The 26,139-nt window shown below is 64.8% G+C and carries 26 protein-coding genes; 16 read left to right on the forward strand and 10 right to left on the reverse strand.

From position 1 onward, the window contains the following. Positions 1-10: 10 nt before the first annotated feature. A complete protein-coding gene (locus tag ACVIHF_RS40940) occupies positions 11-1,000 on the forward strand; it encodes a tripartite tricarboxylate transporter substrate binding protein (RefSeq protein ID WP_456793736.1) in 990 nt (329 codons plus the stop codon). 141 nt (positions 1,001-1,141) lie between these two features. After that, the gene (locus ACVIHF_RS40945; protein WP_168856521.1) at positions 1,142-1,522 is read left to right on the forward strand and encodes a hypothetical protein; all 381 of its coding nucleotides are present in this window, start codon (positions 1,142-1,144) and stop codon (positions 1,520-1,522) included. Here ACVIHF_RS40945 and ACVIHF_RS40950 read toward each other — a convergent pair. The 4 genes from ACVIHF_RS40950 to ACVIHF_RS40965 form a co-directional block, all read right to left on the reverse strand. Further along, a complete protein-coding gene (locus ACVIHF_RS40950; RefSeq protein ID WP_456793737.1) occupies positions 1,519-1,992 on the reverse strand; it encodes a YbaK/EbsC family protein in 474 nt (157 codons plus the stop codon). The genes ACVIHF_RS40945 and ACVIHF_RS40950 overlap by 4 nt on opposite strands. A gap of 20 nt (positions 1,993-2,012) precedes the next feature. After that, positions 2,013-2,756, reverse strand: a complete 744-nt coding sequence (locus ACVIHF_RS40955) for a haloacid dehalogenase type II (protein ID WP_225645662.1) — start codon at positions 2,754-2,756, stop codon at positions 2,013-2,015. Continuing rightward, positions 2,753-3,592, reverse strand: coding sequence for a dienelactone hydrolase family protein (locus ACVIHF_RS40960; RefSeq protein WP_456793738.1), 840 nt, complete (start codon positions 3,590-3,592; stop codon positions 2,753-2,755). Before ACVIHF_RS40960 ends, ACVIHF_RS40955 begins: the two co-directional genes overlap by 4 nt. Before the next feature lie 164 nt (positions 3,593-3,756). Beyond that, positions 3,757-4,641: an amidohydrolase family protein gene (locus ACVIHF_RS40965; RefSeq protein ID WP_438077701.1), complete on the reverse strand. Its 885-nt coding sequence runs from the start codon at positions 4,639-4,641 to the stop codon at positions 3,757-3,759. A gap of 469 nt (positions 4,642-5,110) precedes the next feature. Here ACVIHF_RS40965 and ykgO point away from each other — a divergent pair, with 469 nt between their 5' ends. Continuing rightward, a complete protein-coding gene (gene ykgO / locus ACVIHF_RS40970; protein ID WP_002718645.1) occupies positions 5,111-5,236 on the forward strand; it encodes a type B 50S ribosomal protein L36 in 126 nt (41 codons plus the stop codon). A gap of 123 nt (positions 5,237-5,359) precedes the next feature. Further along, positions 5,360-6,028 carry a tetratricopeptide repeat protein gene (locus tag ACVIHF_RS40975; RefSeq protein ID WP_225162236.1) on the forward strand — a complete coding sequence of 223 codons (669 nt, stop codon included), beginning with the start codon at positions 5,360-5,362 and terminating at the stop codon, positions 6,026-6,028. A 97-nt stretch (positions 6,029-6,125) separates the two neighbouring features. Here ACVIHF_RS40975 and ACVIHF_RS40980 read toward each other — a convergent pair whose 3' ends face one another. After that, a complete protein-coding gene (locus ACVIHF_RS40980) occupies positions 6,126-6,302 on the reverse strand; it encodes a hypothetical protein (RefSeq protein ID WP_018269760.1) in 177 nt (58 codons plus the stop codon). Positions 6,303-6,660: 358 nt separating this feature from the next. Between ACVIHF_RS40980 and ACVIHF_RS40985 the strand changes: the two genes are divergently transcribed. Then, the gene (locus ACVIHF_RS40985; protein ID WP_456793739.1) at positions 6,661-7,623 is read left to right on the forward strand and encodes an alpha/beta fold hydrolase; all 963 of its coding nucleotides are present in this window, start codon (positions 6,661-6,663) and stop codon (positions 7,621-7,623) included. Positions 7,624-7,734: 111 nt separating this feature from the next. Beyond that, complete coding sequence (gene poxB / locus ACVIHF_RS40990) at positions 7,735-9,471, forward strand: ubiquinone-dependent pyruvate dehydrogenase (protein ID WP_456793740.1); 1,737 nt, start codon at positions 7,735-7,737, stop codon at positions 9,469-9,471. A 192-nt stretch (positions 9,472-9,663) separates the two neighbouring features. Here poxB and cycA read toward each other — a convergent pair whose 3' ends face one another. Beyond that, positions 9,664-10,056: a cytochrome c-550 CycA gene (cycA, locus tag ACVIHF_RS40995; RefSeq protein WP_018269764.1), complete on the reverse strand. Its 393-nt coding sequence runs from the start codon at positions 10,054-10,056 to the stop codon at positions 9,664-9,666. Between the two features lie 235 nt (positions 10,057-10,291). Here cycA and ACVIHF_RS41000 point away from each other — a divergent pair, with 235 nt between their 5' ends. Continuing rightward, entirely contained in the window at positions 10,292-11,785 is a 1,494-nt protein-coding gene (locus ACVIHF_RS41000; protein WP_456793741.1) for an FAD-linked oxidase C-terminal domain-containing protein, read from the forward strand. A 97-nt stretch (positions 11,786-11,882) separates the two neighbouring features. Here ACVIHF_RS41000 and ACVIHF_RS41005 read toward each other — a convergent pair whose 3' ends face one another. Beyond that, complete coding sequence (locus ACVIHF_RS41005) at positions 11,883-12,296, reverse strand: hypothetical protein (RefSeq protein WP_456793742.1); 414 nt, start codon at positions 12,294-12,296, stop codon at positions 11,883-11,885. A gap of 320 nt (positions 12,297-12,616) precedes the next feature. Here ACVIHF_RS41005 and ACVIHF_RS41010 point away from each other — a divergent pair, with 320 nt between their 5' ends. After that, positions 12,617-13,762: an acyltransferase family protein gene (locus ACVIHF_RS41010; RefSeq protein WP_456793743.1), complete on the forward strand. Its 1,146-nt coding sequence runs from the start codon at positions 12,617-12,619 to the stop codon at positions 13,760-13,762. 143 nt (positions 13,763-13,905) lie between these two features. Here the strand turns inward: ACVIHF_RS41010 and ACVIHF_RS41015 are convergent, their stop codons facing one another. Next, positions 13,906-14,388 (reverse strand): putative quinol monooxygenase, encoded by a 483-nt coding sequence (locus tag ACVIHF_RS41015; RefSeq protein ID WP_225162242.1) that lies wholly within the window; start codon positions 14,386-14,388, stop codon positions 13,906-13,908. A 397-nt stretch (positions 14,389-14,785) separates the two neighbouring features. Between ACVIHF_RS41015 and ACVIHF_RS41020 the strand changes: the two genes are divergently transcribed. The 5 genes from ACVIHF_RS41020 to ACVIHF_RS41040 all read left to right on the forward strand — a co-directional run bounded on the left by ACVIHF_RS41020 (position 14,786) and on the right by ACVIHF_RS41040 (position 20,132). Beyond that, entirely contained in the window at positions 14,786-15,406 is a 621-nt protein-coding gene (locus tag ACVIHF_RS41020) for a hypothetical protein (protein WP_456793744.1), read from the forward strand. A 152-nt stretch (positions 15,407-15,558) separates the two neighbouring features. Next, positions 15,559-16,797 (forward strand): FAD-binding protein, encoded by a 1,239-nt coding sequence (locus ACVIHF_RS41025; protein WP_456793745.1) that lies wholly within the window; start codon positions 15,559-15,561, stop codon positions 16,795-16,797. After that, complete coding sequence (gene glcF, locus ACVIHF_RS41030; protein WP_310879630.1) at positions 16,794-18,110, forward strand: glycolate oxidase subunit GlcF; 1,317 nt, start codon at positions 16,794-16,796, stop codon at positions 18,108-18,110. Before ACVIHF_RS41025 ends, glcF begins: the two co-directional genes overlap by 4 nt. A 214-nt stretch (positions 18,111-18,324) precedes the next feature. Beyond that, the gene (locus ACVIHF_RS41035) at positions 18,325-18,741 is read left to right on the forward strand and encodes a histone (protein ID WP_310879631.1); all 417 of its coding nucleotides are present in this window, start codon (positions 18,325-18,327) and stop codon (positions 18,739-18,741) included. Positions 18,742-19,136: 395 nt separating this feature from the next. After that, on the forward strand, positions 19,137-20,132 hold the full coding sequence (locus ACVIHF_RS41040) for a TorF family putative porin (protein ID WP_057018099.1): 996 nt from the start codon (positions 19,137-19,139) through the stop codon (positions 20,130-20,132). Between the two features lie 172 nt (positions 20,133-20,304). Here ACVIHF_RS41040 and ACVIHF_RS41045 read toward each other — a convergent pair whose 3' ends face one another. Then, complete coding sequence (locus ACVIHF_RS41045) at positions 20,305-22,050, reverse strand: ABC transporter ATP-binding protein/permease (protein WP_456793746.1); 1,746 nt, start codon at positions 22,048-22,050, stop codon at positions 20,305-20,307. Positions 22,051-22,360: 310 nt separating this feature from the next. Here ACVIHF_RS41045 and ACVIHF_RS41050 point away from each other — a divergent pair, with 310 nt between their 5' ends. Together ACVIHF_RS41050 and ACVIHF_RS41055 are read left to right on the forward strand one after the other, a co-directional pair. Then, the gene (locus ACVIHF_RS41050) at positions 22,361-24,031 is read left to right on the forward strand and encodes an L-lactate permease (protein ID WP_038380167.1); all 1,671 of its coding nucleotides are present in this window, start codon (positions 22,361-22,363) and stop codon (positions 24,029-24,031) included. A gap of 155 nt (positions 24,032-24,186) precedes the next feature. Beyond that, positions 24,187-24,603: an META domain-containing protein gene (locus ACVIHF_RS41055; protein ID WP_253604295.1), complete on the forward strand. Its 417-nt coding sequence runs from the start codon at positions 24,187-24,189 to the stop codon at positions 24,601-24,603. Positions 24,604-24,660: 57 nt separating this feature from the next. Here the strand turns inward: ACVIHF_RS41055 and ACVIHF_RS41060 are convergent, their stop codons facing one another. Further along, positions 24,661-25,338 carry a hypothetical protein gene (locus tag ACVIHF_RS41060; protein WP_456793747.1) on the reverse strand — a complete coding sequence of 226 codons (678 nt, stop codon included), beginning with the start codon at positions 25,336-25,338 and terminating at the stop codon, positions 24,661-24,663. A 206-nt stretch (positions 25,339-25,544) separates the two neighbouring features. On the opposite strand from ACVIHF_RS41060, the gene ACVIHF_RS41065 reads away from it, so the two are divergent. Then, positions 25,545-26,120 (forward strand): bifunctional transcriptional activator/DNA repair enzyme AdaA, encoded by a 576-nt coding sequence (locus ACVIHF_RS41065; protein WP_253609800.1) that lies wholly within the window; start codon positions 25,545-25,547, stop codon positions 26,118-26,120. Positions 26,121-26,139: the final 19 nt, after the last annotated feature.

A 26,139-nucleotide genomic window follows, 5' to 3' on the forward strand; every position in this document is an offset into this window, starting at 1 on the left:
GAAGCTCTCGATGAATCGCCGCGAACTGCTGCGCGCCGCCGCCGCATTGCCGCTTGTGCAGACTGCGCTCGCCAACTCCGCGTTTGCGCAACGCGCCTATCCCAACCGCAACATCACGATGATCGTGCCGTTTCCGGCCGGCGGCCAGGCCGACCTAGCGGCGCGCCCGGTGGCGCTCGCGCTGGAGCGCATCCTCGGCAAGCCCGTGATCGTCGACAATCGCGCCGGCGGAGCAGGCGGATCGATCGGCAATGCGCAGGCCGCGCGCGCCGAGCCCGATGGTTATACGCTGCTGATGACGCTGTCCTCGCTCGCGGTGCTGCCGGAGGCCGACCGGTTGTTCGATCGCCCGGTGGCCTATGAGGTGTCGCAGTTCGCGCCGATCGCGCGCGTGCTCGCCGACCCGACGCTGCTGGCGGTGCCGGCCTCGGCACCGTGGCAGACACTGCAGGAATTCGTCGACGACGCGAAGAAACGCCCGGGACAGATCCCCTACGGCTCGTCCGGTCCGTACGGCACGCTGCATGTCGCGATGGAGATGTTCGCGGCAAGCGCAGGAATAAAGCTGCTGCATGTGCCGTTCCGCGGCGCAGGCCCGGCGCTCACCGCGCTGCTTTCCGGCACCGTGCAGGCATTGGCGTCGGCGCCGGGCACGCTCAAGCAGCAGGTCGAGGACGGCAAGATGCGCGTGCTCGCCAATTGGGGCGCCGAGCGGATTGCGAGCTTCCCCGATCTGCCGACCTTCAAGGAACTCGGCTACAAGGACGTCGAGTTCTACATCTGGGCGGGACTGTTCGCGCAGTCAGCGCTGCCGGCGCCGATCATGGAGCGGCTGCGCGCGGCGATGGCTGATGCCGTGAAGGCGCCGGAGGTGATCAAGACTTTCGAGACTGCGGGCAGTCCGGTCGCCTATATGGACGCGCCGGCGTTCTCAAAATTTGTTGCAGACGACAGCGCGCGGTTGATCGCGGCGGTGAAGAAGATCGGCAAGGTCGAATAGGGAACTCCCGGGACAAACTCTCTTCACTTTTAGTTGTCCGCGCGAACGATCCTTGGCCGCATTCATTGGGCAGCTTTGGAGCAAATCGCGGCGCGGGAACATGCGCGCGCGGGCCAGTATCTGGAACAACGGGAGCCCGACATGCGATCGCAGCGGATCGTCCTGAGCCTTGCCATAGCGATCGGCGGAGCTGTCACGGCAACGGCCGCCGTCGCCGAGGAGTATCGGGGAACCTGGGAACAGCAGATGGCGTGCACACCGGACGTGTGGCGGCTCTGCAGCGACCAAGTGCCCGACGTGCAGCGTATCGTGGCTTGCCTGCGGCAGAACACGCCGCAACTTTCCAACAGTTGTCGTGCCGTGTTCGAATCAAACGCGCAACAGTCGCAGACGCAGGGCCGGGCCCAGCAGCCGCAAGCGCAGGGCCGCGCGCCGCAGCAGCCGCAGATGCAGCAGCGGCCGCGCGCACCACAGCCGATGCAGCCGGCGCCATCGCGGCCGCCGTTCGACGATGAGGACTAATCCCCAGGTCTGACTTCGCAGACGTCGACCCATTCGGCCGCGGTCAGCTCCGCCATCCTGTCGGGCGTGATGCGGACCGCGCTGTGGGTCGAGCCTGCCGCCGGCACCACGACATCGAACGCCTTCAGCGATAAGTCGCAATAGACCGGCAGCGGCGTCTTCAGCCCGAACGGGCAGACGCCGCCGACCTCGTGGCCTGTGATGTCGGCGACCTCGTCGAGGCCAAGCATCTTCGGCTTGCCGCCGAACGCCGCCTTGACCTTCTTGTTGTCCATCCGCGACGTCCCGGCGGCGACGATCAGCACCACGCGGTCGCCGACCCGCAGGCTCAGCGTCTTGGCGATCCGCGCCGGCTCGACGCCATAGGCCTCCGCCGCCAGCACGACGGTCGCGGAGCTCGTGTTGGATTCGATCACGGAGATTTCGGGCGCCTTCTCGGCGAAGAAGGCGCGGACGGACTCGAGGCTCATGTTGTTCAGGACCTTGCTAGTCAGGATCTGGCAGACACCAGGGCAGGAAGTTCGGAGAGACCGTGGATCCGGTGATCGGGCACGACGCCGAGCTCGTCCATCTGGGTACGTAGCGCCTTGAACATCGTCAATGGGGCGACCGTCTCGCTTTCGACGCAGGCCAGCGCCATCGCTTGCGGCGTCACCCGCTCGATCCAGGCGACGTTGAGGCCGAACGACTTGGCACCGCAGGCGTCCCACGGATTGGACGAGATGAACAGCACCTCCGCCGGCGGTACTTTCAGCACCTCCTCGATCAGCGTGTAGGCCTCCGGCGCCGGCTTGAACACCTTGTGGGCATCGACGCTGATGGTCGCATCGAGCACGCGGTCGAGGCCTGAATTGCGCACCAGTGCATTCAGCATGTCGGGGCTGCCGTTGGACAGGATCGCGAGCTTCTTGTCCTTCATCGCCTCGAGCGCGCCGACCGCATCCGGATACAGCGCCAGATGCTGATATTTGTCGATGATGCGGGCGAAGGTCGCCGCGTCATATTGCAGGCCGAGGCAGCGCAGCGTGTAGGCGAGGGAGTCGCGCGTTACGACGGCGAAATCCTGGTAGCGCCGCATCAGCGAACGCAGCCAGGAGTATTCGAGCTGTTTGATGCGCCAGACCTGCGTGATGATGTCGCCATAGCCGGGAAACGCATCCTCGGTGACGTCGGCCACCGACTGGACGTCGTAGAGTGTGCCGTAGGCGTCGAAGACGATTGCCTTGATGGTCATTGTGATCTCTCTTGCCCGCCGATTGTCGCATACAGGAATTTCCTGAGTGCGTCGATGGATTGATCCCTGGCCACCTCGTTGAATTCGAGGTGATGACCGAGCAGCTGCACCGGCGTGCTGTAATGTGGCACGTCGAAACCGTGATAGGCGCCGGGATAGACGATCAGCTCGATCGGGTGTCCCGCACTATTCTGCCGGGAGATGCCGTAGTCGTCGCGGCCCTCGGCCAGGGTCCGGCACTCATTGGCCGGCGTCCAGTCGTCGAGCTCGCCGACCATGATCAGCGTCGGCACCGTCATGTCGCCCTTGATGCTGAGGCAGGGCGGGTAGAACGCGACGGCCGCGCGGAATTTCTCTGCCGCGTTATGTTCGATCGCGCCACGCTCGACCGAGAGCAGGGCGAGCCAGGCGCCTTGCGAGAACCCGACCACCGCGACGCGATCGGGATCGACCGCCGATTGCCGCGCGAGATAGCTCAGCGCACGATAGGCGTCATGGACGGTTGCGGCCGGCGCACCGCCCGTGCAGGCGCTGATGATGCCGCGCGGCCCGAACCGGTCGACCGTGAGCGTGACATAGCCCCAGGCCGCCAGCCGCTTGCCCCAGCGTTCGTCGAGTTGCTTGAAGAAGCCGCCGCAGCCGTGCAGCAGCACCACGGCGGGCGAGGGGCCCGGTCCATCGGGTGTTCGCAGATAGCCTTGCAGCGGCTGTGCACTTGCAAGCGGGCTCTCGAATTCGACGAACGCGGGCGGCTGCCCGCCGCGTGCCGCGCAGCAGAGCCCTGCGCTTCCGATCAGGAGTGCGGAGAGGGTGGCAAGTCCGGTGAAGTTCGTCATGAACCACCTCCGAAGCTTGCCGCCGACAATACTCCCTTAGATCATGATGCGCTTCCACGGAATCGCATCATGATCTCATCTCCTTGTTTGACCATGATCTCCGCGCAAACGCGTTCCGCGTTTGTCGCGAGGGAAAACCGCTTCGCACTTTTCCGGATCATGCTCTAGATCCCCAAAATCTTCCGCGCGTTGGCCTTCATGACTTTCGGCCGGATCTCCTCGCGGATGTCGAGCTTGGCGAAGTCGGCGAGCCAGCGGTCCGGCGTGATCACCGGCCAGTCGGAACCGAACAGCATCTTGTCCTGCAGGATCGAGTTGATGTAGCGGACCAGGATCGGCGGGAAGTATTTCGGCGACCAGCCGGACAGGTCGATATAGACGTTCGGCTTGTGGGTCGCGACCGACAGCGCCTCTTCCTGCCAGGGGAAGGAGGGATGCGCGAGGATGATCTTGAGGTCGGGGAAATCGGCCGCGACGTCGTCCATGTACATCGGGTTGGAATATTTCAGCCGCATCCCCATGCCGCCCGGCATGCCGGAGCCGACGCCGGTCTGGCCGGTGTGGAACAGCGCGATCGCGCCGCCGTCATTGATGGCTTCATAGAGCGGATAGGCCATGCGGTCGTTGGCGTAGAAGCCCTGCATGGTCGGGTGGAATTTGAAGCCGCGGACGCCGTATTCCTCGATCAGCTTGCGGGCCTCGCGGACGCCGAGCTTGCCCTTGTGCGGGTCGATCGAGACGAACGGGATCAGCACGTCGAGATGGTCGGAGGCGGCCTCGAGCATTTCGTGATTGTTGTAGCGGCGGAAACCGGTCTCGCGCTCGGCGTCGACCGGGAAGATCACCGCGGCGATGTTCTTGGCGCGGTAGTAGGCCGCGGTCTCCGGCACGGTCGGCGGATGTTTGTGCGGCGACTTGAAGTAGTCGGCCATCTGCGCCTGGAAGTCGTCATAACCGTCGTCGCCATGCATGCCGCACGGCTCCTCGGCATGGGTGTGGATGTCGATCGCGGTGACCTTTTCGATGTCGGGCAGTTTAAGCTTGGGCATTCGGTTTCCCCGGCGGCGTGTTCATTGGTGATGGAAAATAATTATATGATATAACGATTTTCGCAAGCGCCGTGGCGTTGAAGGCTTATGGCCCCGCGCCGAGCTCAATCCGGCGCAAAGTCCGGTTCGGTCACGGTCGGGGCGGGCGCGAGGAGGACGAAAACTCGATTCGGCGGCCGTGGCGCCATCGTCAAAAGGCGATGGCGGGTCCGTCGTTGGTCCGGATAATTGTGGCCGTTGCCGTTTCCAAAGCAATCTCAATGGCGTGGCGCGGTGCCTGGCGCGGGTTCCAAGCCGGGTCAGGCCCGAAAATCGGCCCGTCTCGGTTGACATTTAACGGTCCGATGGCTTAGAACCCGGCCGTCCCGGGCGGCAGGCCGCTTGTCGGGATAAATCCCATTTTGCCAAATATTGGCATTGATCAGGTACGGCCTCCAACACGGGCCTTTCGAAGTAACAGGATTGTCCCATGAAGGTCCGTAACTCGCTCAAGTCGCTGCGCGGCCGCCATCGCAACAACCGTCTGGTTCGCCGCAAGGGCCGCGTCTACGTGATCAACAAGGTCCAGCGCCGCTTCAAGGCGCGCCAGGGTTGATCCGACAAATCTGATCGACAAGGCCGATCCCGCCCGGATCGCCGGCCGATTCCGATCCTTCCTTCACAGGTCTTTGACGCCGCGCTGCTTTGCAGTGCGGCGTTGTGCGTCTAGACTTCGGCCATGGGATTAAAGCTCGGATTCAAGTTCCTGGGGCCCACCAACCGCCGGCTGGCGATCCTGATCGCCGCGCTTCTGGCCATGCCAGTTGCAGCCGTCGCGCAGGACGATCCGCGGGTGGTCCCGCCGCCCAGGGCCCAGAAAAAACTACCTGAAGCTCCGACCAAGCTGCCGAAGGTGCCGGCCGACCGGACCCGCGGGCTGGATTTCCTGTTCGGCGCGCTGAAGGCCGCGCCCGACGAGGACAGTGCCCGCCATGTCGAGGCGCGGATCTGGGCGCTGTGGCTGCAAACCCCGAGCGATACCGCGGCGCTGTTGATGGTGCGCGCCAAGGCGGCGATCGACGCCCAGAATGTCGATGTCGCGCTGAAGCTGCTGGACGCGGTGATCAAGCTCCGGCCCGACTATGTCGAGGCCTGGAACCGGCGCGCGACGATCTACTATTTGAAGAACGATTACGTTCGTTCGCTGGGAGACCTGCAGCAGGTGCTGACCCGTGAACCCCGCCATTTCGGCGCGCTGGCGGGCGTCGGCATGATCATGCAGGACATGGGCGACGACAAGCGTGCGCTCGACGCCTTCCGCAAGGCGCTGGCTGTCGATCCCTACCTCGAGAAGGTGCCGCAGATCGTCAAGCAGCTGACCGAAAAGGTCGAAGGCCGCGATATCTGATTGCGTGCGATTGATCGCGATCGTGGGGCGATGGCCGCGAATGGGCACGTTGCGCACGAGCTTGATGCTTGCCCGCGGTACGGTCCGGCGCAGGAGGCTAGTGCAAGAACTTGCCGCGGGACGCGGTGTCCTGGGCTACGGCAGCATAGAATTGCTGAAGCTCCGCCTCCAGGTGCTCATTCACCAGCAACAGTGCCTTCAGGGCGCCGCGCAGGTCGCCATTGCAGCTCGCCACGATCTGATCGATGGCCGCATCGCTAGGGTCGGAAATCATGGTACTCCTCCGATTACTTCCCGTTGAACTCGTCATGCGGACGCCGGTTCCTGTGGATACTGTGTACAAACCAGGAAGCGTTCCAGTGGCGTCCCGGTTTCGATGAAGCCTCGCGTCTGATGGCGAAATTGCCACCGCCAATCTATGAAATGACTAATGACGCAGGTATGAACCCGCTATCCACAGGCTGGGCGCATTGTGGACAACTCCGCGCCGGGCGCGAGCCGGATAATCGACAATTGGCTTTGCGAACAAGAGCATGCCCTGGCAGGGGGTACATCCGCGCGAAACCTGATTTCGGCTTCGTCGTAATTGTCAGGTGCCCAATCAGGTGCCTAAGACCTTTCGGATCCCCTCGATGTTGACCGCAATCATTGCGCTGGCGGCCGCAGGGCTGGCCCTGGCGCTGGTGACGCAAATCGGCGCCCTGCTGATCCAGCGCGGCTTCCCGCCTCAGGGGCGAATGATCGATGTGGCCGGCGCGCGGCTGCATGTGGTCGAACTCGGCCCGCGCGACGCGGTCGGGCCGCCGGTCGTGATGCTGCATGGTGCAAGCTCCAATCTCCGCGCGATGCAGCCGCTCGGCGATCGCGTTGCCAAAGCGCGCCGGGTGATCCTGATCGACCGGCCGGGTCACGGCTGGAGCACCCGCGAGCGCGTCGCGGATTCGACGCCCGCGATCCAGGCCCGGATGATCGTGGAGGCGCTGACCAGGCTCGGCGTCGAACGGGCGATCGTGGTGGCGCATTCCTGGGCCGGCGCGCTCGCCCTGCGCATTGCGCTGGATCATCCGGACCGCGTCGCCGGCCTCGTGCTGCTCGCGCCCGTCGCCTATCCGTGGCGCGGCGGCGCCGGACGCTACAATGATGTGATCTCGACGCCTTTGATCGGGCCATTGCTCGCGCACACGATCACGCTGCCGCTCGGTTTCCTCGTCGCCAATTCGGCCGCGCGCGGCGTGTTCGCGCCGCAGCCGGTGCCGGCCGATTTCGCCTGCGACAGCGAGTCGTTGCTCCTGCTGCGTCCGCGCGAGTTCATCGGCAATGCGCGCGACCTCGTCACGCTGAAGGCGGCCGTTGTCGAACAGGCCCCGCGCTATGCCGAGATCAGGGCGCCGCTGTCAATCATTTCGGGCGACGTCGACAAGACGGTCTCGACCGGCATCCACTCGCGGCCGCTCGCCGCATCGGCGCCGAACGCGAAGCTGATCGTGCTGCCGGACACAGGCCACATGGTGCAATACGTCGCGCCCGATGTTGTGGCGTCCGAGATCGAAACGATGGCCGGCCTGATGGTGCCGGACGTGGCGACGGCGCAATAGCTGCCGCGCGTTTGCGCCGCGCGAATGTGATCCGGCAAGGCTTGCGCCGCCGCGTGGCGCCGAACATCATGCGGCCCACGCGGTTTCGGATTGCAGCAAAGGACACCTCTCATGCGGATCGACAACATTGCCGACCTCATCGCTGAAACCCTTGCCCAGGCCGGCGTCAAACGCATCTATGGTGTCGTCGGCGACAGCCTCAACGGCCTGACCGAGGCGTTGCGCAAGCGCGGCACGATCGATTGGCTGCATGTGCGTCACGAGGAGGTGGCCGCGTTCGCCGCCGCCGCCGAATCCCAGATCACGGGCGCGCTAGCGGTGTGCGCGGGCTCCTGCGGTCCGGGCAATCTGCATCTTATTAACGGCCTGTTCGACGCGCATCGCAGCCGCACGCCGGTGCTGGCGATCGCGGCCCAGATCCCCTCCGCTGAAATCGGCGGCGGATATTTCCAGGAGACGCATCCGCAGGACCTGTTTCGCGAATGCAGCCATTATTGCGAACTGGTGTCGGATCCGGCGCAACTGCCCTACATGCTGGAGAACGCGATCCGCGCCGCGGTCGGCAAGCGCGGTGTCGCCGTATTGGTGCTGCCGGGCGACGTCGCGATGCGGACGGCGCCGAAACGCGACATCGCACCGAATGCCGGCCTGCTGCCGCCGGCGCCGGTGGTGCGTCCGGCCGATAACGAGTTGAACGCGCTGGCGGCGCTGCTCAACGGCGCGCGGCGCGTCACGCTGTTCTGCGGCCGCGGCTGCGCCGGCGCGCATGACGGCTTGATCAAGCTTGCCGAGACGCTGAAGAGCCCGATCGTGCACGCGCTCGGCGGCAAGGAATATGTCGAATACGACAACCCCTACGACGTCGGCATGACCGGCTTCATCGGCTTTTCCTCCGGCTATGCCGCCATGCACGGCTGCGACGTGCTGCTGATGCTGGGCACCGATTTTCCCTACAAGCAGTTCTTCCCGACCGGCATCAACATCGCGCAGGTCGATATCCGCCCCGAAAATCTCGGCCGCCGCTGCAAGCTCGATCTCGGCATCGTCGGCGAGGTCGGCGAGACCATCGCCGCGCTGCTGCCGAAGCTCCATGTGAAGACCGACCGCAAGCATCTCGATGCCAGCCTCGCGCATTACAAGGACGCCCGCGCCGGGCTCGACGATCTCGCCCGCGGCAAGCCGGGCCAGAAGCCGATCCATCCGCAATATCTGGCGCGCCTGTTGAGCGAGCAGGCGAGCGAGGATGCGGTGTTCACCGCCGACGTCGGCACGCCGACGATCTGGGCCGCGCGTTATCTGAAAATGAACGGCCGCCGCCGTCTGGTCGGCTCCTGGGTCCATGGCTCGATGGCCAATGCGATGGCGCATGCGATCGGCGTGCAGGCGGCGCAGCCGGGACGGCAGGTGGTGTCGATGTCTGGCGACGGCGGCTTCGCCATGCTGATGGGCGATTTGATCACGCTGACCCAGGCCAAGCTGCCGGTGAAGGTCGTGATCTTCAACAACAGCGTGCTCGGCTTCGTCGCGCTGGAGATGAAGGCCGCCGGCTTCATCGAGACCGGGGTCGATCTGAAGAATCCGGATTTTGCGGCGATGGCCCGCGCCATGGGCATTCACGGCGTCAGGGTGGAGGATCCCGGCGAGCTCGAGGGCGCGATCCGCGACGTGCTCGCGCATGACGGCCCGGCCGTGCTCGACGTCGTGACCGCGACGCAGGAACTGTCGATGCCGCCGACCATCACGCTCGAGCAGGTAAAGGGATTCAGCCTGTGGGTGCTGCGCGCGGTGATGAGCGGCCGCGGCGACGAGGTGGTCGATCTCGCCAAGACCAATCTGTTGCCGCGCTGATCGCGGCGGCCGGGCATGATGCGGAAAAGTGCGTGGCGATTTTCCCTCGCGACAAACGCGGGACGCGTCTGCGCGGAGATCATGTTCAAATCAGAGAGCCAGAAGGGGATGGCGTTTCGAAGAAAGGCCATCCCCGTTCTAACCTCCGCCCCGGCATTGGCGCCGGGCGGACAGCGCGACCGATACCGCCGATTACTTCTGCTTGCCGTCCTTGTCGAACGAGGAGACGTAGGCCCAGAGATTGTTGGCCTCGTTCTCGTTCTTGATGCCGGCGAATGCCATCTTGGTGCCGGGGATCTTGGCCTTCGGATCCTTGATGTATTCGAGGAAGGTTTCCTTGTTCCAGGTGATGCCGGAATTCTTGTTGGCATCGGAATAATTGTAGTCCGGCGCGGAGCCGGAATGGCGGCCGTCGAGGCCGTTGAGCTCGGGGCCGACCTTGTTCTTGGCGCCTTCGCCGATTGCGTGGCAGGCGAGGCATTTATTGAACGAGGTCTTGCCGGCGGCGGCATCCTGCGCCAGCGCGGAGGATGCGGAAGCCAGCGATGTGACGACCGCCAGCGCGCTCAAGGTCTTTAGGTTCATGGGGTTCTCTTCGTTTCGTCCCGGGAGGTAGTGATCGTTTGTGGCATGTCCGGCTTGGACAGGACAAGCCACGAAACTTTGACAGGTTTCGCGGCCGCCCGCTTGTCCGAGAGAGAACTCGCCATTGCGGGGTGGGGCAATCCGACCTTCGGCCGGTGCACTGAAACAGGTGCAGACGTGATTGATTTGTCGTAACAAATCGGCGAAGGGCAAAAGCCCAGCCGAGGGAACAACGATGTCCATCATGATGCCGGCGGCCGACCAGGCCGTCCTCGCTCGCCGCGCCGAAATCGTGGCCGCCTTGCGCGCAATCGTCCCGGGCGAGGGCGTGATCGACAGCGCCGCCGAGATGCTGGCCTATGAATCCGACGGCCTGACCGCCTATCGGCAGCCGCCGATGGTCGTGGTGCTGCCCGATACCACCGAGCAGGTGTCAAAGGTGCTCAAATATTGCCAGGGCCAAGGCATCAAGGTGGTGCCGCGCGGCTCCGGCACCTCGTTGTCCGGCGGCGCGCTGCCGCTTGCCGACGGCGTGCTGCTCGGGCTCGGCAAGTTCAAGCGGATTCGCGAGATCGACTTCGAGAACCGCGTCGTGGTCACCGAGCCCGGCGTCACCAACCTCGCGATCAGCCAGGCGGTCGCCCATGCCGGCTTCTACTACGCGCCCGATCCGTCGTCGCAGATCGCCTGCTCGATCGGCGGCAATGTCGCGGAAAATTCCGGCGGCGTGCACTGCCTGAAATACGGCATGACCACCAACAACGTGCTCGGCTGCGAGATCGTGCTGATGAGTGGCGAGATCCTGCGCATCGGCGGCAAGTCGGCCGAGAATGCCGGCTATGATTTGATGGGAATTATCACCGGCTCGGAAGGGCTGCTCGGCGTCATCACGGAGATCACGGTGCGCATCCTGCAGAAGCCGGAGACGGCGCGCGCGCTGATGGTCGGCTTCGCCGAGGTCGAGGCGGCCGGCGAATGCGTCGCCCGGATCATCGGCGCCGGCATCATCCCGGGCGGCATGGAGATGATGGACAAGCCCGCGATCCACGCCGCGGAGGCGTTCGTTCACGCCGGTTATCCGCTGGACGTCGAGGCGCTGTTGATCATCGAGCTCGACGGCCCCCAGGTCGAGGTCGACGAGCTGATCAAGCGGGTCGAGGCGATCGCGCAAGGCTGCGGCTCGACCTCCTGCCAGATCTCGACCTCGGAGGCCGAGCGCAATCTGTTCTGGGCCGGCCGCAAGGCGGCGTTCCCCGCGGTCGGGCGCATCTCGCCGGACTACCTCTGCATGGACGGCACCATCCCGCGCGGTGCCTTGCCGAAGGCCCTGGCGCGGATCCGCGACCTCTCGGAGAAATACGGCCTCGGCGTCGCCAATGTGTTCCACGCCGGCGACGGCAATCTGCACCCCTTGATCCTCTACGATGCCAACAAGCCGGGCGAGATCGAGAAGGCGGAGGCGTTCGGCGCCGACATCCTGCGCTGCTGCGTCGAGCTCGGCGGCGTGCTCACCGGCGAGCACGGCGTCGGCATCGAGAAGCGCGACCTGATGCCGGACATGTTCACCGAGATCGACCTCAACCAGCAGCAGCGGCTGAAATGCGCTTTCGATGCCGGGGGCCTGCTCAACCCCGGCAAGGTGTTTCCGACCCTGCACCGCTGCGCCGAGCTCGGCCGCGTGCATGTCCACGCCGGCAAGCTGGCGTTCCCGGATATCCCGCGGTTCTAGAGCATGATCCGGAAAAGTGCGAAGCGGTTTTCCGAAAAGATCATGGTCAAACAAAGAGCTAAAGCGCGATGACGATTCAACCCGATCTCATCGCGCTTCAGTACCGTCTGAGTAGCCCCGACGCCGCGCCGCTATCGCCAAAGGCGGCGCAGGCCCGTTCCGGGTCTGTGATCAAAGCCGCCCGGACTCGCATGAATGTCTTGCCGACCGCTTCGGACACCTCGGGGCGGAGTTTGCGCGGATCGTAGTCATTGCCGTCGTGAGCCTTGATGGCCGCGTCGAACGCATTGATCATGGCCATCGCGGCGTCGGGGCTGCCGAGAAGTCTGGCGCCCGTTTGAACGCCGCCGGCACCATTGGCCTCATAGCCGGTGCATCGTTGTTCGAGCACCGCGGCTGCGGTAGCGAGCTGGTCGAGGAACGTCGCCTCGGCGTCGGTGAGCATGGCGGCACCCGCCTGTCCCGGCGCGATCATGGCGAGCAGCACGATGGCTGTCAGTTTGATGTGCATCGTGGTGGTTTCTCCTGGCGGAGCCGCGATCAAATCAACGGTTGCCGAATGACGATAACAAGTCTGCTTCGAGGGCATCAGGAGCTACCTCAGCTATTGGCCCCGAGGCCAGCATGCGTGAGCGTGCGCCCAGGGCCACCAACGCGCGAGGGCCGGTCGATACAATTCGACGGATCGCCCTAGCCAGCCGATAACCTTAACCGATCCTTGCGCGGTGGCCGGCGCCCGCGCGTCGCTGCAATTACAGCGCGGACCCATTTACACGGCCTTAGACTGTTGCTCGGTATTTTCCGCAGATGCATGTCTTCGGGAGCACATCGATGTCCAGCCTGGCCGATCAGCTGGCGCTTTCGCGCAATCGGCCCGCGGGTTTCGATTACATGCGGATCGCGCTCGCGGCGTCGATCATTGGCCTGCACAGCACGAACGTGACGCTTGGGCTCGGCCGCGCGCTGGAAATCCAGAGCACGCTGCGCATCGGCGTCGCGATGATCCTTGCGCTGTTCTTTGCCCTGAGCGGCTTCCTGGTGACCGCAAGCCTGCTCCGGTGCAAGAGCCTGATTTCCTTCCTTGGCCTGCGCGTGCTGCGGATCGGGCCGGCGCTCGCGGTCGAAACCACGCTGTCGGCAATCATCATCGGCTCGGTCTTCACCGAGCTGCCATTGGCGCAATATGTCGCCGATCCGAAATTCCACGCCTATTTTCTCAATATCGTCGGCGACATCCATTACGAGCTGCCGGGCGTATTCCTGCACAATCCGCTGCCGGATCTGGTGAACGCCCAGCTCTGGACCGTGCCGTACGAGCTGTGGTGCTACGTCATTCTGGCGCTGCTCGCCGTGCTCACGATTTGCTTCAACCGGGTGGCGTTCCTGGGGTTCATGGTGATCGCCCAGATCGGGCTCATCGTCTACGACATCTGGCGCTGGGACGAGGTACCGATCCAGCTTCGCCCGCACCTTCTGGTGTTCTGCTTCCTTGCCGGCGTCGGCTTCTACCTCTGGCGCGACAAGGTGCCGTTCAACCGCACGGTGTGCCTGCTGGCGCTGGTGCTGTGCGCCGCCGGCATGGCGACCGGGCGCGGCGACGCGCTGGCTCCCGTGCCGGCCGCCTATGTCGCCTGCTATCTCGGCCTGATGAATCCGCGGCGGAGCTGGATCGTCTCGTCAGGCGATTACTCCTACGGGCTCTATCTCTACGGTTTCGTCATCCAGCAATGCGTCGCCACCTTCGGCCCGCCGGTCCAGCACTGGTATCTGAACCTCCTGATCAGCCTGCCGCTCGCCTTCGGCGTCGCCGTCGCGTCCTGGCATCTCGTCGAGAAACGCGCGCTTCGGCTCCGAACCCAGGTCGAGAGCCTCGAGGCGGCGGTGCTGTCGCGGATCTCGATCGTCGGCTTCTGGCGCAGGCCGCCCGAGCGGGCCGGCTTGCGCGCAACGCTCGGCAACAGCGGCGCGTCGATCTGACCCGCGCCGGCGGGAAGGACGAGCTTCGGTTCTGATCGAATCAGAACCGAAGCTCTCGCTTCTTGTTTTGACGCGTTTTCTTCACGCGAACCGGGTCCACTTCGCTCGAAAACGCTCTACCATCCTCCCCGCCGCGCTTTTCTTCACAGCAGCGCGTATTGCGACCGCTCGCGCTTGGCGAGCAGCGGCAGCGCCTGCTCCGCGATGTAGGTCTTGAAAGCCGCGCTGTCCTGGTGTGCCTTGAACGCCGCTTCGTCCTGGAACAATTCGTAGAACAGGAATTGCGCCGGATTATCCTTGCCGCGGCCGATCAGGAACAGCTTGGTGCCGGGGTCCTTCTGCGCCTCGGGCAGGAAGCCGTCGAGGATTTCCGCGACCTTGTCGGCCTGTCCCTCCTTGGCTTCCCATTGCGCCACAACCAGAAGGCCTGACGTGTTGATCGCGTCGCTGATGGTTCTCGTGCTCATCGCATAGTGCTTCATTGGCATTCCTCCGTTGCTGTGCTCCGATCGAGCTTGCGATCCGGCCCAGGGCGAGACGCCGGCGATCGCCATGATCGCGAACGAGCCGATGGCCGATCGTCGGGTGAGGATCATCGTCGTGGTCGAAACTTCCGAACGTTTCATGTTCGCCTCCAGATGATTCGCGCCAACCGTCCTGCCGGCCGAACCGCAACGCGAGAGATAGTGGATCATTCGGCGAACCGAGTTCGGCGATGATCGAAATGTCGATGTCGTGAAAACAGTTCGGCAATGATCGAAGTGTTGCAGCAGAGACCGCACGACGCGATTTTCCCGCTATCGGCGCTTGCCACGCTGCGACGCATGGGAGCATCGCGCTAACGGCGGCTTAAGTCGCCAGTCGTACAGTTCCGGCATGGTCAAGGTGACAGACATCGGAGGCCTCGAAGGGCGTATGTGCGGTCATCTGGCGGCCAGCCTCTGCGCATTCTTTGCCGGACCCGGCTGCGATGGTACCGGCCAGAAAGGCGGCTTCATCGCGCGCACCTGCCCGAGCGACTGGGTGGCCGCCGAGCAGGCGCTGCTCGACGTCGGCGTGATGCATGTCGAGCCGGTCGGAGCCGACGACGCCGTGACAAGGGCCGTGTTTTCGATGAATGCGACGGAGATGCCGGATTTCCTCGCTGCTTCGATTGGCGACGGCGACCCGCGTATCGCGCAAATCGTGCAGTCCTTTGTCGCCATCGCCTGCGGCGGCTACAGCCGGGACGTCCTGTCGGACCAGCGCGACTGGTTCGAACCTCCTCCCGGATACGCGACGGCGATGAAGTGGCTCGCACGCCACGGATACGCCGAACGGGAGCAGCACGCGTTCCGCTGGACCGACAGGATCGGGCCGGCGATGCGCGCCAGCCAGATATGGAACGATCAAGACCGATCCGTCGAGGCAATCGAACGCATCGAGCGCGATGCCGAGTGTGAGCTGATCTGGTCGACCATGCCGGACACGCTCAAGCAGGGGGTCAAATCAGGCCGGGTCAGCTTCTTCGATTTGGTCAAGGCGCTGGCGCTCGGATGGAGGGACGGCCGGTGGCGCGCCCACAGAGGTGACGAGCCCTTCGAACTCTCGGGCCAAACTCTCCTGGCGCGGCGAATTTTTGAGCTGGCGGGACGTTCCGAGTAGGGCAGCCTGACCGCGGTTTCCATGCCTGCCGGATGGCGCCAAGCCCCGGCCGCCGGGCCCTTCCGTCGGGATTACGAGGTCGGCTTGCCGCATTCAGACGTTCGTTCGGTACGCATTTGATTTCGGCGCGAAATTTCGTTACCGCCTAGCGTGTGGATACGCTCAAGGTCAGAGACGCAAAAGACGTCGAGGAAGTGGTGCGCGCGGCGGTTGCCAGCGAGCAGCCGCTTGAGGTCATTGGACATGGATCGAAGCGCGCCATCGGCCATCCGATGGCGACCAATGCGCTGCTCGACGTCTCGGCGCTGAATGCGGTCACCTCCTATGAGCCGAACGAACTGATCATCACCGTGCAGGCCGGCGCGCCGCTCGCCGACGTGCAATCCCTGATCGACGCCAAGAACCAGCAATTCGCCTTCGAGCCGATGGACACGTCTGTGCTGCTCGGCACCGCGGGCGCCGGCACGATCGGCGGCATGATCGGCGCCGGACTGGCCGGTCCCCGCCGCATCAAGGCCGGTGGTATCAGGGATCATCTGCTCGGGGCGCACGCGGTGTCCGGGTTTGGCGACAGCTTCAAGACCGGCGGGCGGGTGGTGAAGAACGTCACCGGCTACGATCTCTGCAAGCTGCTGACCGGTTCCTGGGGCACGCTCGCGGTCATGACCGAGGTCACGCTTAAGGTCATGCCGAAGCCGGAAGCCGAACGGACGCTGCTGCTGCGCGGGCTCGACGACGTCACCGCCAACAAGGCGATGACGGCGGCGCTGGGTTCGCCCTTCGACGTCTCCGGCGCCGCGCATCTTCCGGGTTCGGCGTTGCGGACCGGGGGCGGCGCGCTCGCCGGCCTCGCAGCCTCAGGCCAGCCGGTCACGCTGGTGCGGCTGGAGGGGATTTCGGCGTCGGCGGCACATCGGGCGGCCTCGCTCAGCCAGACGCTCTCGTCCTATGGCACGGTCGACAGCCTCGTCGACGATGCGTCGGCCGCAATCTGGAGCGCGCTGCGCGACGTGGTGCCGTTCGCGGCGAACGGCGCGCTCGCAGCCTGGCCGGTGTGGCGTATCGTTTGCCCGCCGGCCTCTGGCGGCGCGCTGGGCCAGGCGTTGTCGCGCGCCACCGGCGGCGACGTGATCTACGACTGGGGCGGGGGGCTGATCTGGGCCGCGCTGCCGCCGGGCGCCGACGCCCAGGCCGCGCTGGTCCGCGGCCAGGTCGAGGCCATCGGCGGACACGCCACCCTGATCCGCGCCGCCGAGGATGTACGCCGGGCGGTCGATGTGTTCCAGCCGCAGGCGGCCGGGCTTGCCGCGCTCGGTGAACGGGTCCGGGCGAGCTTCGATCCTAGGTCCGTCCTCAACCGCGGCCGGATGATGCGAGGCGGGGCTACATGAAGACCGAGTTTTCCCTGGCGCAGCTCGCCGATCCCGACATCAAGGAAGCCGACAAGATCCTGCGCGCCTGCGTGCATTGCGGCTTCTGCACCGCGACCTGCCCGACCTATGTGCTGCTCGGCGACGAGCTCGATAGCCCGCGCGGCCGTATCTACCTGATCAAGGAGATGCTGGAGAAGGACAAGCCGCCGACGGCCGACGTGGTCAAGCATATCGACCGCTGCCTGTCGTGCCTCGCCTGCATGACGACCTGTCCGTCGGGCGTGAACTATATGCACCTCGTCGACCAGGCCCGGGTCCGGATCGAGCGGGATTACCATAGACCGCTGACCGAGCGGCTGCTGCGGTGGGTACTCGCCCTCGTGCTGCCGCGGCCGGGCCTATTCCGGATCAGCATGATCCTGGCCGGGCTCGCCCGTCCGTTCGCCGCATTGCTGCCGACGCCATCGGTCGGTGCGTCGAGCCCGGGTCTGCTGCGGCGGATCAAGGCGATGCTGGCGCTTGCGCCGCGCGGCCTGCCGCAACCGGGGCCGGCTGCGGGAACCGTGTTTGCGCCGATCGGCCGGCGGCGCGGCCGGGTCGCGCTGCTGCAGGGCTGCGCCCAGCAGGTGCTGGCGCCACGCATCAATCAGGCCGCGATCAATGTCCTGACCAGGCACGGCGTCGAGGTGGTGCTGGTCAAGGACGAGCAATGCTGCGGCGCGTTGACCCATCACATGGGACAGGACGGCGACGCGCTGGCGCGCGCGCGGGCCAACATCACAGTGTGGCAAAGGGAAGCGGACCAGAACGGGCTCGACGCCATCCTGGTGACGACCTCGGGCTGTGGGACAGTTGTCAAGGACTACGGCTACCTGCTGCGCGAGGACAAAACATTCGCGGAGCCGGCCAAGCGAATCTCGGCGCTGGCAAAGGATATCACCGAGTATCTCGCTGGCCTCGAGCTCGCGCCTTCAACGCAGAAAGGCGACGTCACCGTCGCCTATCACTCGGCTTGTTCGTTGCAGCATGGACAGAAAATCACTCAACTTCCGAAAGAATTGCTTTCCAAGAATGGATTCGTGGTGAAAGATGTGCCGGAGAGCCATTTGTGTTGCGGTTCGGCGGGGACCTACAACATTCTCCAGCCCGACATTGCGAGCAGATTGCGCGATCGCAAGGTCGCCAATATTGCGCTTGTCAAACCGGACATGATCGCTGCGGGCAATATTGGCTGCATGGTTCAGATTGCCGGCGGTACGTCAGTTCCTGTGGTGCACACGATTGAGCTTCTCGATTGGGCGACAGGAGGTCCCCGGCCAGGATTGAATTGATCGACTGCCACTCGAGCATGATCCGGACCTCAGCCTTGCCCTGACGCAACGTGAAGGACCGGCGCTTCCTTGCCACAGACGCGAAGCGATCGCGCGGCCATCATGCCCGACAAGCGAAGTGGAGGGTGCCTCTCTTCGAGGTGCAGCCAACGTCCGGCAAGCGATCACTTCAATACGCCCGGTGGACTCAGATAGCGGCAACAGGAGGACCACGATGGCGAAGTCGAAGAAGGCGAAGAAAAGCAAGAAGGCCAAAAAGGCCAAGAAGGTGGTAGCGGCGAAGAAGAGGTCCGCGAAGAAGTCGGCCAAGAAGGCTGCGAAGAAATCCGCCAAGAAGGCTGCAAAGAAATCGGCGAAGAAATCGGCCAAGAAAGCTGCAAAGAAAACGGCAAAGAAAGCCGCCAAGAAGGCTGCGCCGAAGAAGGCTGCCAAGAAAGCCGCCGCCAAGAAGAGCGCGCCGAAGAAGGCCGCTGCTCCAAAGAAGGCTGCCGCGCCGAAGCCGGCGGCCCCGGTTGCGGCACCTCCGGCGCCCGAGCCCGCGCCGCAGCCGGCTCCGAGCTGGGCCACACCGAGCCACGAACCGGCGCCGGGCTGGATTGCCGGATCGGCCGACGGCGGCGAGCACCACTAAGCCGCTGCCACATTGCCGAGGTTCAAGTGATCGAAGCCGCAGCGCGCCACGCTGCGGCTTCTTCCGTAGGTGCGGTGACAATCCGTGCTTTTACGGGCACGGCGATTCGCACCGAACGCTCTCGCGCCGAGCCGACTGTTGCCGTTTCCCTGTCCGAATGACCCGTTCAACCGGTGCGGGAGCAGCAGTCTTGTGGTGCAAATGCAACACCCGCAAGTCAACATGCGGCAAGATAGCTAGAACGCCTAAAAAGGCGGCACATGCATGTCTTTTTGGCTTCACGGTACCGTGCACGGGCCTCAGATTGATCCACGCGATTTAGTTGCAGTCCGTTAGCGCGCGCCCTGGGGGGCCACCGGAGCTGGGCTGTCTGGAAAAGTTAGATGGGGATCGTCATGAAGAAACTGGCTTTGTTAGCAACGGCGCTAGCAATGATTTCGAGCTCGGCAATGGCAGCTGACATGGCGGTGAAAGCCGTCAAGGCGCCGCCGCCGGCTCCGTTCGACCCGTGGGACATCGCCTTTGGCGCCGGCATCATGAGCGACTACATCTTCCGCGGCGTCACCCAGTCCAACCACAATCCGTCGGTCACCGCCTATTTCGAGCCGCGCTACAACGTCAGCAAGGACCTGCAGCTGTACGTCGGTACGTCGACCGAAAGCATCTCCTTCGCCAACCGCGCCGCGGCTGAAGTCGACGTCTACGGCGGTATCCGCCCGACCTTCGGCGCCTTCGCCTTCGACATCGGTGTCTGGGGTTACCTGTATCCGGGTGGAACCTGCTATTACGGCGGCGGTGCCGTGGCCGACTTCGCCGGCAATCCGCTGAGCGCCGATTGCCAGGCCAACACCCTCACCAACCTCGCGGTCATGAAGAAGGACGTCTCGTTCTTCGAAGTCTATGGCAAGGCGACCTGGACCATCAACGACAACTGGGCGTTCACCATCAACGAATACTACTCGCCGAACTTCCTCAACACCGGCGCCTGGGGCAACTACTCCTCGATCATCGGCAAGTACACTGCGCCGAGCACCGTGTTCGGCAGCAGCGGCGTCGGCATGTATGTGTCGGGTGAGTTCGGCCGGCAGTGGCTCGGCACCTCGGACAGCTTCTACGGCGTCCCGGCGTTCCCGAACGGCATCAAGTATGCCGACTACAACACCTGGAACATCGGCATCGGCTTCACCTACAAGGTGTTCACGCTCGATCTGCGCTACTCCGACACCGACATGTCGAAGGGTGATTGCAGCGCCTTCACCAGCGACTTCACCGCGGGCGGAACCACTGCCGTCACCCCGATCAATCCGGGTGGCACGAGCTCCAACTGGTGCGGCGCGGCCGGTATCGCCAAGCTCTCGGTTGACCTGACCGCGATGTCCAACCTGAAGTAATCTCTCCTTCCGGAGATCGAGGGGCGGCAGAGCAATCTGCCGCCCCTTTTGTTTTTGCGGACAGGTCTGATCGGCACAGGGCGGACAATAGCTAAAGGCGCTCGCGAGACCTGTGGGCTGCCCCCGCCGGGGTCAGCGGCAAGCCGTGGCCGCGGCTGACCCCTAATGCCGTTTACGACGCGGCGACCTTGACCGCGTCGCGCAGGATGAAGCGGTCGCCGTCGCGGACCAGCGTGACATTGCGCTGATGGAAGGTGTCGAGCGTCGAGCGGTGGCCGATCGAAACCACCGTGGTGCCGGGCAGCTTCTCGGCAACCAGCCTGTACAGCGCGGCTTCCGCCGGCTCGTCGAGCGAGGCCGTCGCCTCGTCGAGGAACAGGAACTGCGGCGCATGCAGCAGCGCCCGCGCGATGCCGAGCCGCTGCTGCTCGCCGAGCGACAGCATCCGGTTCCAGTGCGCCTGTTCCTCGAGCCGCGACGCAAGCTGCGGCAGTCCGACGGCGGTGAGAACCTCGCGGACCCGTCCCGCATCGAATTGCCTGGCCTCGCCCGGATAGACGACGGCGTCATGCAGCGAGCCGATCGGCAGATAGGGACGTTGCGGCAGCATCATCAGGCTGGCATTGGCCGGGATCTCGACCGCGCCGTCGCCGAACGGCCAGATGCCGGCGATCGCGCGGAATAGCGTCGACTTGCCGGCGCCGGAGGGGCCGGTCATGAGCGTGCGCTCGCCCTTGCGGAAGCCGAACCGGTCCGCGTTCAGCAGCGGCGTGCCGTCCGGCAGCCGCAGCACTAGGTTTTCTAGGCTGACGGCGCCGTCGCCCGGCGTCGCCGTGACATGAATTCGGTCGTCGCGCTTGGCGAGGTTTGATGCAGCCGCGATCCCTGCCTCGAATCCATCGAGCCGGTTCACCACGGCCTGCCATTCGGCTAGTTGACGATAGATGCTGACGAAGTACGAGAACGCGCCCTGGACGTTCGAAAACGCCGATGCGGTCTGCATCATGCCGCCGAGCTGGATCTTTTGCGCAAAGTAGGCCGGCGCCACCAGCACATAGGGGAAGATCACCGAGGCCTGATTATAGCTCGCCGTGAACGCGGTGATCTTCTTGGTCCGGTTCATGAGGGCGATCCAGTTCTCCACTACGCGTCCGAAGCGAACGCGCAGGCGCTCGCGCTCGGCCGGTTCGCCCTGCAGCAGCGCGATCTGCTCGGAGTTTTCCCGCACGCGCACCAGGTTGAAGCGGAAATCGGCTTCATATTGCTGCTGCTTGAAATCGATGCCGACCAGCGGCCAGCCGATCAGATGGGTCAGCACGGTGCCGAGCACCGAGTAGATCAGCGCGCACCAGACAAGGTAGCCGGGAATTGAATATTCCGTACCGAACAGGTGCAGCGGTGCCTCATTGGAAAGGCCCCACAGCAGGGTGAGAAAAGACGCCAGCGTGACGACCGAGCTCAACAGGCCGAGGCCGAGCGTGAGCGTGCGGTCGACGAACAGCTTGACGTCGTCGGTCATGCGCTGGTCGGGGTTGTCGGCCGCGTCGCCCTGCAGCTGCATCCTGTAGTGATTGGCCTGATGCAGCCAGTCCCCGAGATAGTGTGTCGTCATCCATTGCCGCCAGCGGATCTGCAGCCATTGATTGAGGTAGAGCTGGTAGACCGCCAGCAGGATGAAGAACGCGACGACGACGCAGAAATAGATGATCTCGCTGACGAAGGAATCCCAATTGCGTTCCTGCAGCGCGTTGTAGAAGCGGTTGTTCCACTGCGTGATCAGAACGTTGATGCCCACGATCGCCAGTTCGATCGCGATGACCGCCGCAAGCAGCCCCCGGCCGGCCCATTTGTCCTCGGAGTTGAAATAAGGCGAGGCGATGCGCCACACCGTCGCGAGCGTCGAGCGAATGTTGTTCACAGATTATCGTCTCCGGGGAAGGGGCCGCAAAGGCCTGAAGAATCGGGACAATCGGGGTAGTCCTCGACTAAAGTCGTAGGTCTGGCATGCAAGCGTTGGCTTGTCCCGGCAATCGAGTCAATCCTAGCATGAGGACAACGGCGAGGGGCGGGGGACCTTCGATTTTTCGCGAGGATGTGAGCGATCCTTACCGATCGTTCATTCGCGAGCCGGGGCTGCAGATTTTCCGACGGACTCCCGCAATCGCACCAGTCGCGCCTGCCCGCATGCAGGCCGGCGCGCTGCATAATAATGTGGGAAGGATCCCGAGATGAACACCTGGAATCAAATCTACAACCCGCTGGGCAATGCGGCGCTGTCGACCGTCGCGGCCGCCATTCCCGTGGTCACGCTTCTGGTGCTGATCGCCAGCGGCAAGGTGAAGGCGCACATTGCGGCCATCATCGCCGTGATCGTGACCAACCTGATCACGATCTTCGTCTTCACCATGCCGGCCAACATGTCGATCCGCGCCACCCTGCTCGGCGTGATCACCGGGTTCTTCCCGATCGGCTGGATCGTGCTCAACGTCATCTTCCTCTACCAGGTCACGGTGAGGTGCGGGAAGTTCGAGCTGCTCAAGCGCGCGGTCGGCGGCGTCACCGAGGACCGGCGGTTGCAGCTGTTGTTGATCGCGTTCTCGTTCGGCGCCTTCTTCGAGGGCGCCTCGGGCTTCGGCACGCCGGTCGCGATCACCGGCGCGGTGCTGATCGGGCTCGGCTTCTCGCCGCTCGCCGCGTCCGGCCTGTCGCTGATCGCCAACACGGCACCCGTTGCCTACGGTGCGCTCGGCACGCCGATCCAGGGCCTCGCCTCGGTCACCGGGCTCGACCCCTACATCCTCGGCGCGATGGTCGGCCGGCAGCTGCCGCTGTTCTCGCTGATCGTGCCGTTCTGGGTGGTGTGGGCGTTTGCCGGCTGGCGAGGCATGAAGGAGGTGTGGCCGGCGATCCTGGTCACCGGCGTGTCGTTTGCGGTCCCGCAATTCGTGATCTCGAACTACATCAACCCCTGGATCGTCGACATCGGCGCCTCGCTGATCTCGATGGGCGCGCTGATCCTGTTCCTGAAGGTCTGGCAGCCGCGGCAGCTCTGGCTGTCGCCGGCGCTGCGCGGCCGCGATGAATCGGCGGCGACGATGGCCGCCGCACCGCCGCTCGACAAGACGCCGCTGACCCAGGGCGAAATGTGGAGCGCGCTGCTGCCGTGGATCATCGTCTGCATCCTGATGCTGATCTGGGGCAACGGTGCCTTCAAGGCCTGGGCGAACGCCAACTTCGTCTGGAACTATCCGGTCCCCGAGCTCGACAAGCTGATCTTCAAGGTGCCGCCGGTGGCCGCCAAGCCGACGCCGGAAGGCGCCGTGTTCGGCTTCACCTATCTGTCGTTCACCGGCACCGGCATGCTGATCGCCGCGATCATCTCGGGTCTGTTGATGGGCTTCTCGCCGCTCAAGCTGATCGCCGAGTATGGCCGCACCATCCGCATCTGCGCGATCTCGCTGATCACGATCTCGGCGATGCTGGCGATCGGCACGCTGACCCGGCTGTCCGGCGTCGACGCCACGCTCGGCCTCGCCTTCGCGGCGACCGGCGTGCTCTATCCCTTCTTCGGCACCTTGCTCGGCTGGCTGGGCGTGGCGCTGACCGGATCGGATACTGCGTCGAACGTGCTGTTCGGCAATCTGCAGAAGATCACCTCCGAGCAGCTCGGCCTGTCGCCGATCCTGATGGCGGCGGCGAACTCCTCGGGCGGCGTGATGGGCAAGATGATCGACGCGCAATCGATCGTGGTCGCCTCGACCGCGACCAACTGGTACGGCCACGAGGGCTCGATCCTGCGCTACGTGTTCCTGCACTCGATCGTGCTGGCGTGTCTGGTCGGTCTGTTCGTGACCCTGCAGGCCTATGTCTATCCGTTCACGATGCTGGTGCTGAAATAGCGCCACGACGCGTCCATCGAACCACGGATCCCCGCGAGCGAACGACTCGCGGGGATTTGCTTTTCAGGCACATTTTCCGGCAATGCCAATCTGGCCAATCGCGCTCTGCTCCCATAGAAGGGGCCGCAGTTGCGCGTCGCATTTCGAGGATTGGCATGATTTCGATGAGGCGAGGTTTGAACGGCGGCATCGCCGCGTTGGCGCTGGTTGCCGCGGCTCTCGGCGCGGGGCCGGCGCGGGCCGAGGAGGAGTTCCCGTTCGGCTTCGTCATGACGCTCGACGCCGCGCGCATGCCGGGCTCCAAGCGGATTCCCTCGATCGAGGTCGGCGACAATGGCGAGGTGATCCTCGAGCTGTGGTGCGACGGCGGCAAGGGCCAGTTTTCGGTGGCCGGCAACACCATCGTCTTCGTTCCCGGCGCGATGGAGAACCGCAGCTGCACGCCGGAGCGGGCGCAGGCGGACAAGGATCTGCTGGCGGCGCTCGGCGACATGACGGGCTGGCGGCGGCACGGTGACGAGGTGACCTTCACCGGCAGCAAGTCGCTGCGTTTCGTGATCAACAGCAACTAAAAGCGTTAAGCGAAGCGGACGGCGGTCGCGTCAAGGAAACGCGTCAAGACAAAACGCTCAGGGCGTTGCGATCAGTCCGCTTGCGGTGGCGACGATCCAGCGGTTGCCCCAGCGCACGATGGAATCGACCCGTCCCAGGCCGGGCACGACGTCGCCGCGCGCGGCCATCTTGACGCCTTCGGGCCCCTCGAGCACGGCGGTGCCGTCGCGGACTTCGACCACCGACCAGCCCGGGATGGTGCTCGGCCGCGTCTCCGGCGCCGCCGCCGGCGCCTGCTTCGGCCCCAATGCGGCGGCCTGTGCATTCAAGGTCGTCGGCGCGGCGCCCAAGGCGAGCGGACGCGGGCTTGCCGGCGCGGTCCTCGGAATGCTGCCGGTGACGACAGGGTCGACGTTGGACGCGGCCCGGCGCGGGCTCTCGTTCTTTCGGGTCGGCGCCACCTCCGCAACGTGCGGGGCCGGCGCTTCCTTCTGGGCTACCGGGACCGGGGCGGGAGCTGCAAGGTCGTGCCAGTTGGCTCCGCCGGTCCATCCCAGCACGAAGCTTGCGGCGAGCGCGGTGGCTGCCAAGAGCGCGGTGCCGATGCGGTCGGCAAACGGCTCCCGCAGCAGCAGGGCGGCGTCGTGGTTCTCGCCGGTGACATCCCAGAGGTCCGCCGTCTGTGCCGGCGAATGACCCTCCGTCACATCTGTCGGCCAGATGCTCGCAGCGTTGATCGGCTCGCGGTCTTGCATGGCGTGACCTGTGTTCGATGGCGCGAAGCATGATCCTCGAAACTAAATCGAGCCTTAATTTTCGGTGACCGAACTGCGGCGGCACGAAGTCTTTTGGTCGCAGGCCCCCGTAGATGCCCGGGTATTTTCCGCACCAGCGGTCGTTTCCGGACGTCGTCCCCGCAAAGCGGGTCGTCGCGGCGCGCGGGCGGGGCTATAGCGGTCGCATGCTCGATTTCGCCGCACAATATGCAGCCTTTCAGCGCCGCGACCCGGCCTGGGACGGCGTCGTGTTCGTCGCGGTCAAGACCACCGGTGTGTATTGCCGCCCGGTCTGCCGGGCACGCACGCCGCTCGCGCGCAACGTGCGGTTCTATGGCAGCGCGGCGTCGGCCGAGCGTGCTGGCTTCAGGCCCTGCCTGCGCTGCCGTCCCGAGGCGGCGCCGTTCTGCCCGGCCTGGAAAGGCACCAGGACCACGGTCGAGCGCGCCCTGGCGCTGATCGAGGAGGGCGCGCTCGACCGCGGCAATGTCGAGGCGTTGGCGGGGCGGCTCGGCGTCGGCGCGCGGCACCTGTCGCGTCTGTTCGCCGAGCATCTCGATGCCTCGCCGCTCCAGGTCGCGCTGTCGCTGCGCGTGCAGCGCGCAAAGCGCCTGATCGACGGCAGCGACCTGCCGCTTGCGTTGGTGGCGCAGCATGCCGGCTTTTCCAGCGCGCGGCGCATGAATGCCGCATTCGCAAAACTCTACGGCCGCTCCGCCGCGTCGCTGCGGGGCAAGCGGCCAGCCGTCACGATGCAATAAACCCCGATGGAGATCGGCA

The sequence above is a fragment of the Bradyrhizobium sp. USDA 4506 genome, assembly GCF_054058795.1.

Bases quoted from the DNA above. Each gene is read 5' to 3' on its own strand.
- ACVIHF_RS40940 (WP_456793736.1), top strand. From the start codon at position 11: ATGAATCGCCGCGAACTGCTGCGCGCCGCCGCCGCATTGCCGCTTGTG.
- ACVIHF_RS40945 (WP_168856521.1), top strand. From the start codon at position 1,142: ATGCGATCGCAGCGGATCGTCCTGAGCCTTGCCATAGCGATCGGCGGA.
- ACVIHF_RS40950 (WP_456793737.1), bottom strand. From the start codon at position 1,992: ATGAGCCTCGAGTCCGTCCGCGCCTTCTTCGCCGAGAAGGCGCCCGAA.
- ACVIHF_RS40955 (WP_225645662.1), bottom strand. From the start codon at position 2,756: ATGACCATCAAGGCAATCGTCTTCGACGCCTACGGCACACTCTACGAC.
- ACVIHF_RS40960 (WP_456793738.1), bottom strand. From the start codon at position 3,592: ATGACGAACTTCACCGGACTTGCCACCCTCTCCGCACTCCTGATCGGA.
- ACVIHF_RS40965 (WP_438077701.1), bottom strand. From the start codon at position 4,641: ATGCCCAAGCTTAAACTGCCCGACATCGAAAAGGTCACCGCGATCGAC.
- ykgO (WP_002718645.1), top strand. From the start codon at position 5,111: ATGAAGGTCCGTAACTCGCTCAAGTCGCTGCGCGGCCGCCATCGCAAC.
- ACVIHF_RS40975 (WP_225162236.1), top strand. From the start codon at position 5,360: ATGGGATTAAAGCTCGGATTCAAGTTCCTGGGGCCCACCAACCGCCGG.
- ACVIHF_RS40980 (WP_018269760.1), bottom strand. From the start codon at position 6,302: ATGATTTCCGACCCTAGCGATGCGGCCATCGATCAGATCGTGGCGAGC.
- ACVIHF_RS40985 (WP_456793739.1), top strand. From the start codon at position 6,661: ATGTTGACCGCAATCATTGCGCTGGCGGCCGCAGGGCTGGCCCTGGCG.
- poxB (WP_456793740.1), top strand. From the start codon at position 7,735: ATGCGGATCGACAACATTGCCGACCTCATCGCTGAAACCCTTGCCCAG.
- cycA (WP_018269764.1), bottom strand. From the start codon at position 10,056: ATGAACCTAAAGACCTTGAGCGCGCTGGCGGTCGTCACATCGCTGGCT.
- ACVIHF_RS41000 (WP_456793741.1), top strand. From the start codon at position 10,292: ATGTCCATCATGATGCCGGCGGCCGACCAGGCCGTCCTCGCTCGCCGC.
- ACVIHF_RS41005 (WP_456793742.1), bottom strand. From the start codon at position 12,296: ATGCACATCAAACTGACAGCCATCGTGCTGCTCGCCATGATCGCGCCG.
- ACVIHF_RS41010 (WP_456793743.1), top strand. From the start codon at position 12,617: ATGTCCAGCCTGGCCGATCAGCTGGCGCTTTCGCGCAATCGGCCCGCG.
- ACVIHF_RS41015 (WP_225162242.1), bottom strand. From the start codon at position 14,388: ATGAAACGTTCGGAAGTTTCGACCACGACGATGATCCTCACCCGACGA.
- glcF (WP_310879630.1), top strand. From the start codon at position 16,794: ATGAAGACCGAGTTTTCCCTGGCGCAGCTCGCCGATCCCGACATCAAG.
- ACVIHF_RS41035 (WP_310879631.1), top strand. From the start codon at position 18,325: ATGGCGAAGTCGAAGAAGGCGAAGAAAAGCAAGAAGGCCAAAAAGGCC.
- ACVIHF_RS41040 (WP_057018099.1), top strand. From the start codon at position 19,137: ATGAAGAAACTGGCTTTGTTAGCAACGGCGCTAGCAATGATTTCGAGC.
- ACVIHF_RS41050 (WP_038380167.1), top strand. From the start codon at position 22,361: ATGAACACCTGGAATCAAATCTACAACCCGCTGGGCAATGCGGCGCTG.
- ACVIHF_RS41055 (WP_253604295.1), top strand. From the start codon at position 24,187: ATGATTTCGATGAGGCGAGGTTTGAACGGCGGCATCGCCGCGTTGGCG.
- ACVIHF_RS41060 (WP_456793747.1), bottom strand. From the start codon at position 25,338: ATGCAAGACCGCGAGCCGATCAACGCTGCGAGCATCTGGCCGACAGAT.
- ACVIHF_RS41065 (WP_253609800.1), top strand. From the start codon at position 25,545: ATGCTCGATTTCGCCGCACAATATGCAGCCTTTCAGCGCCGCGACCCG.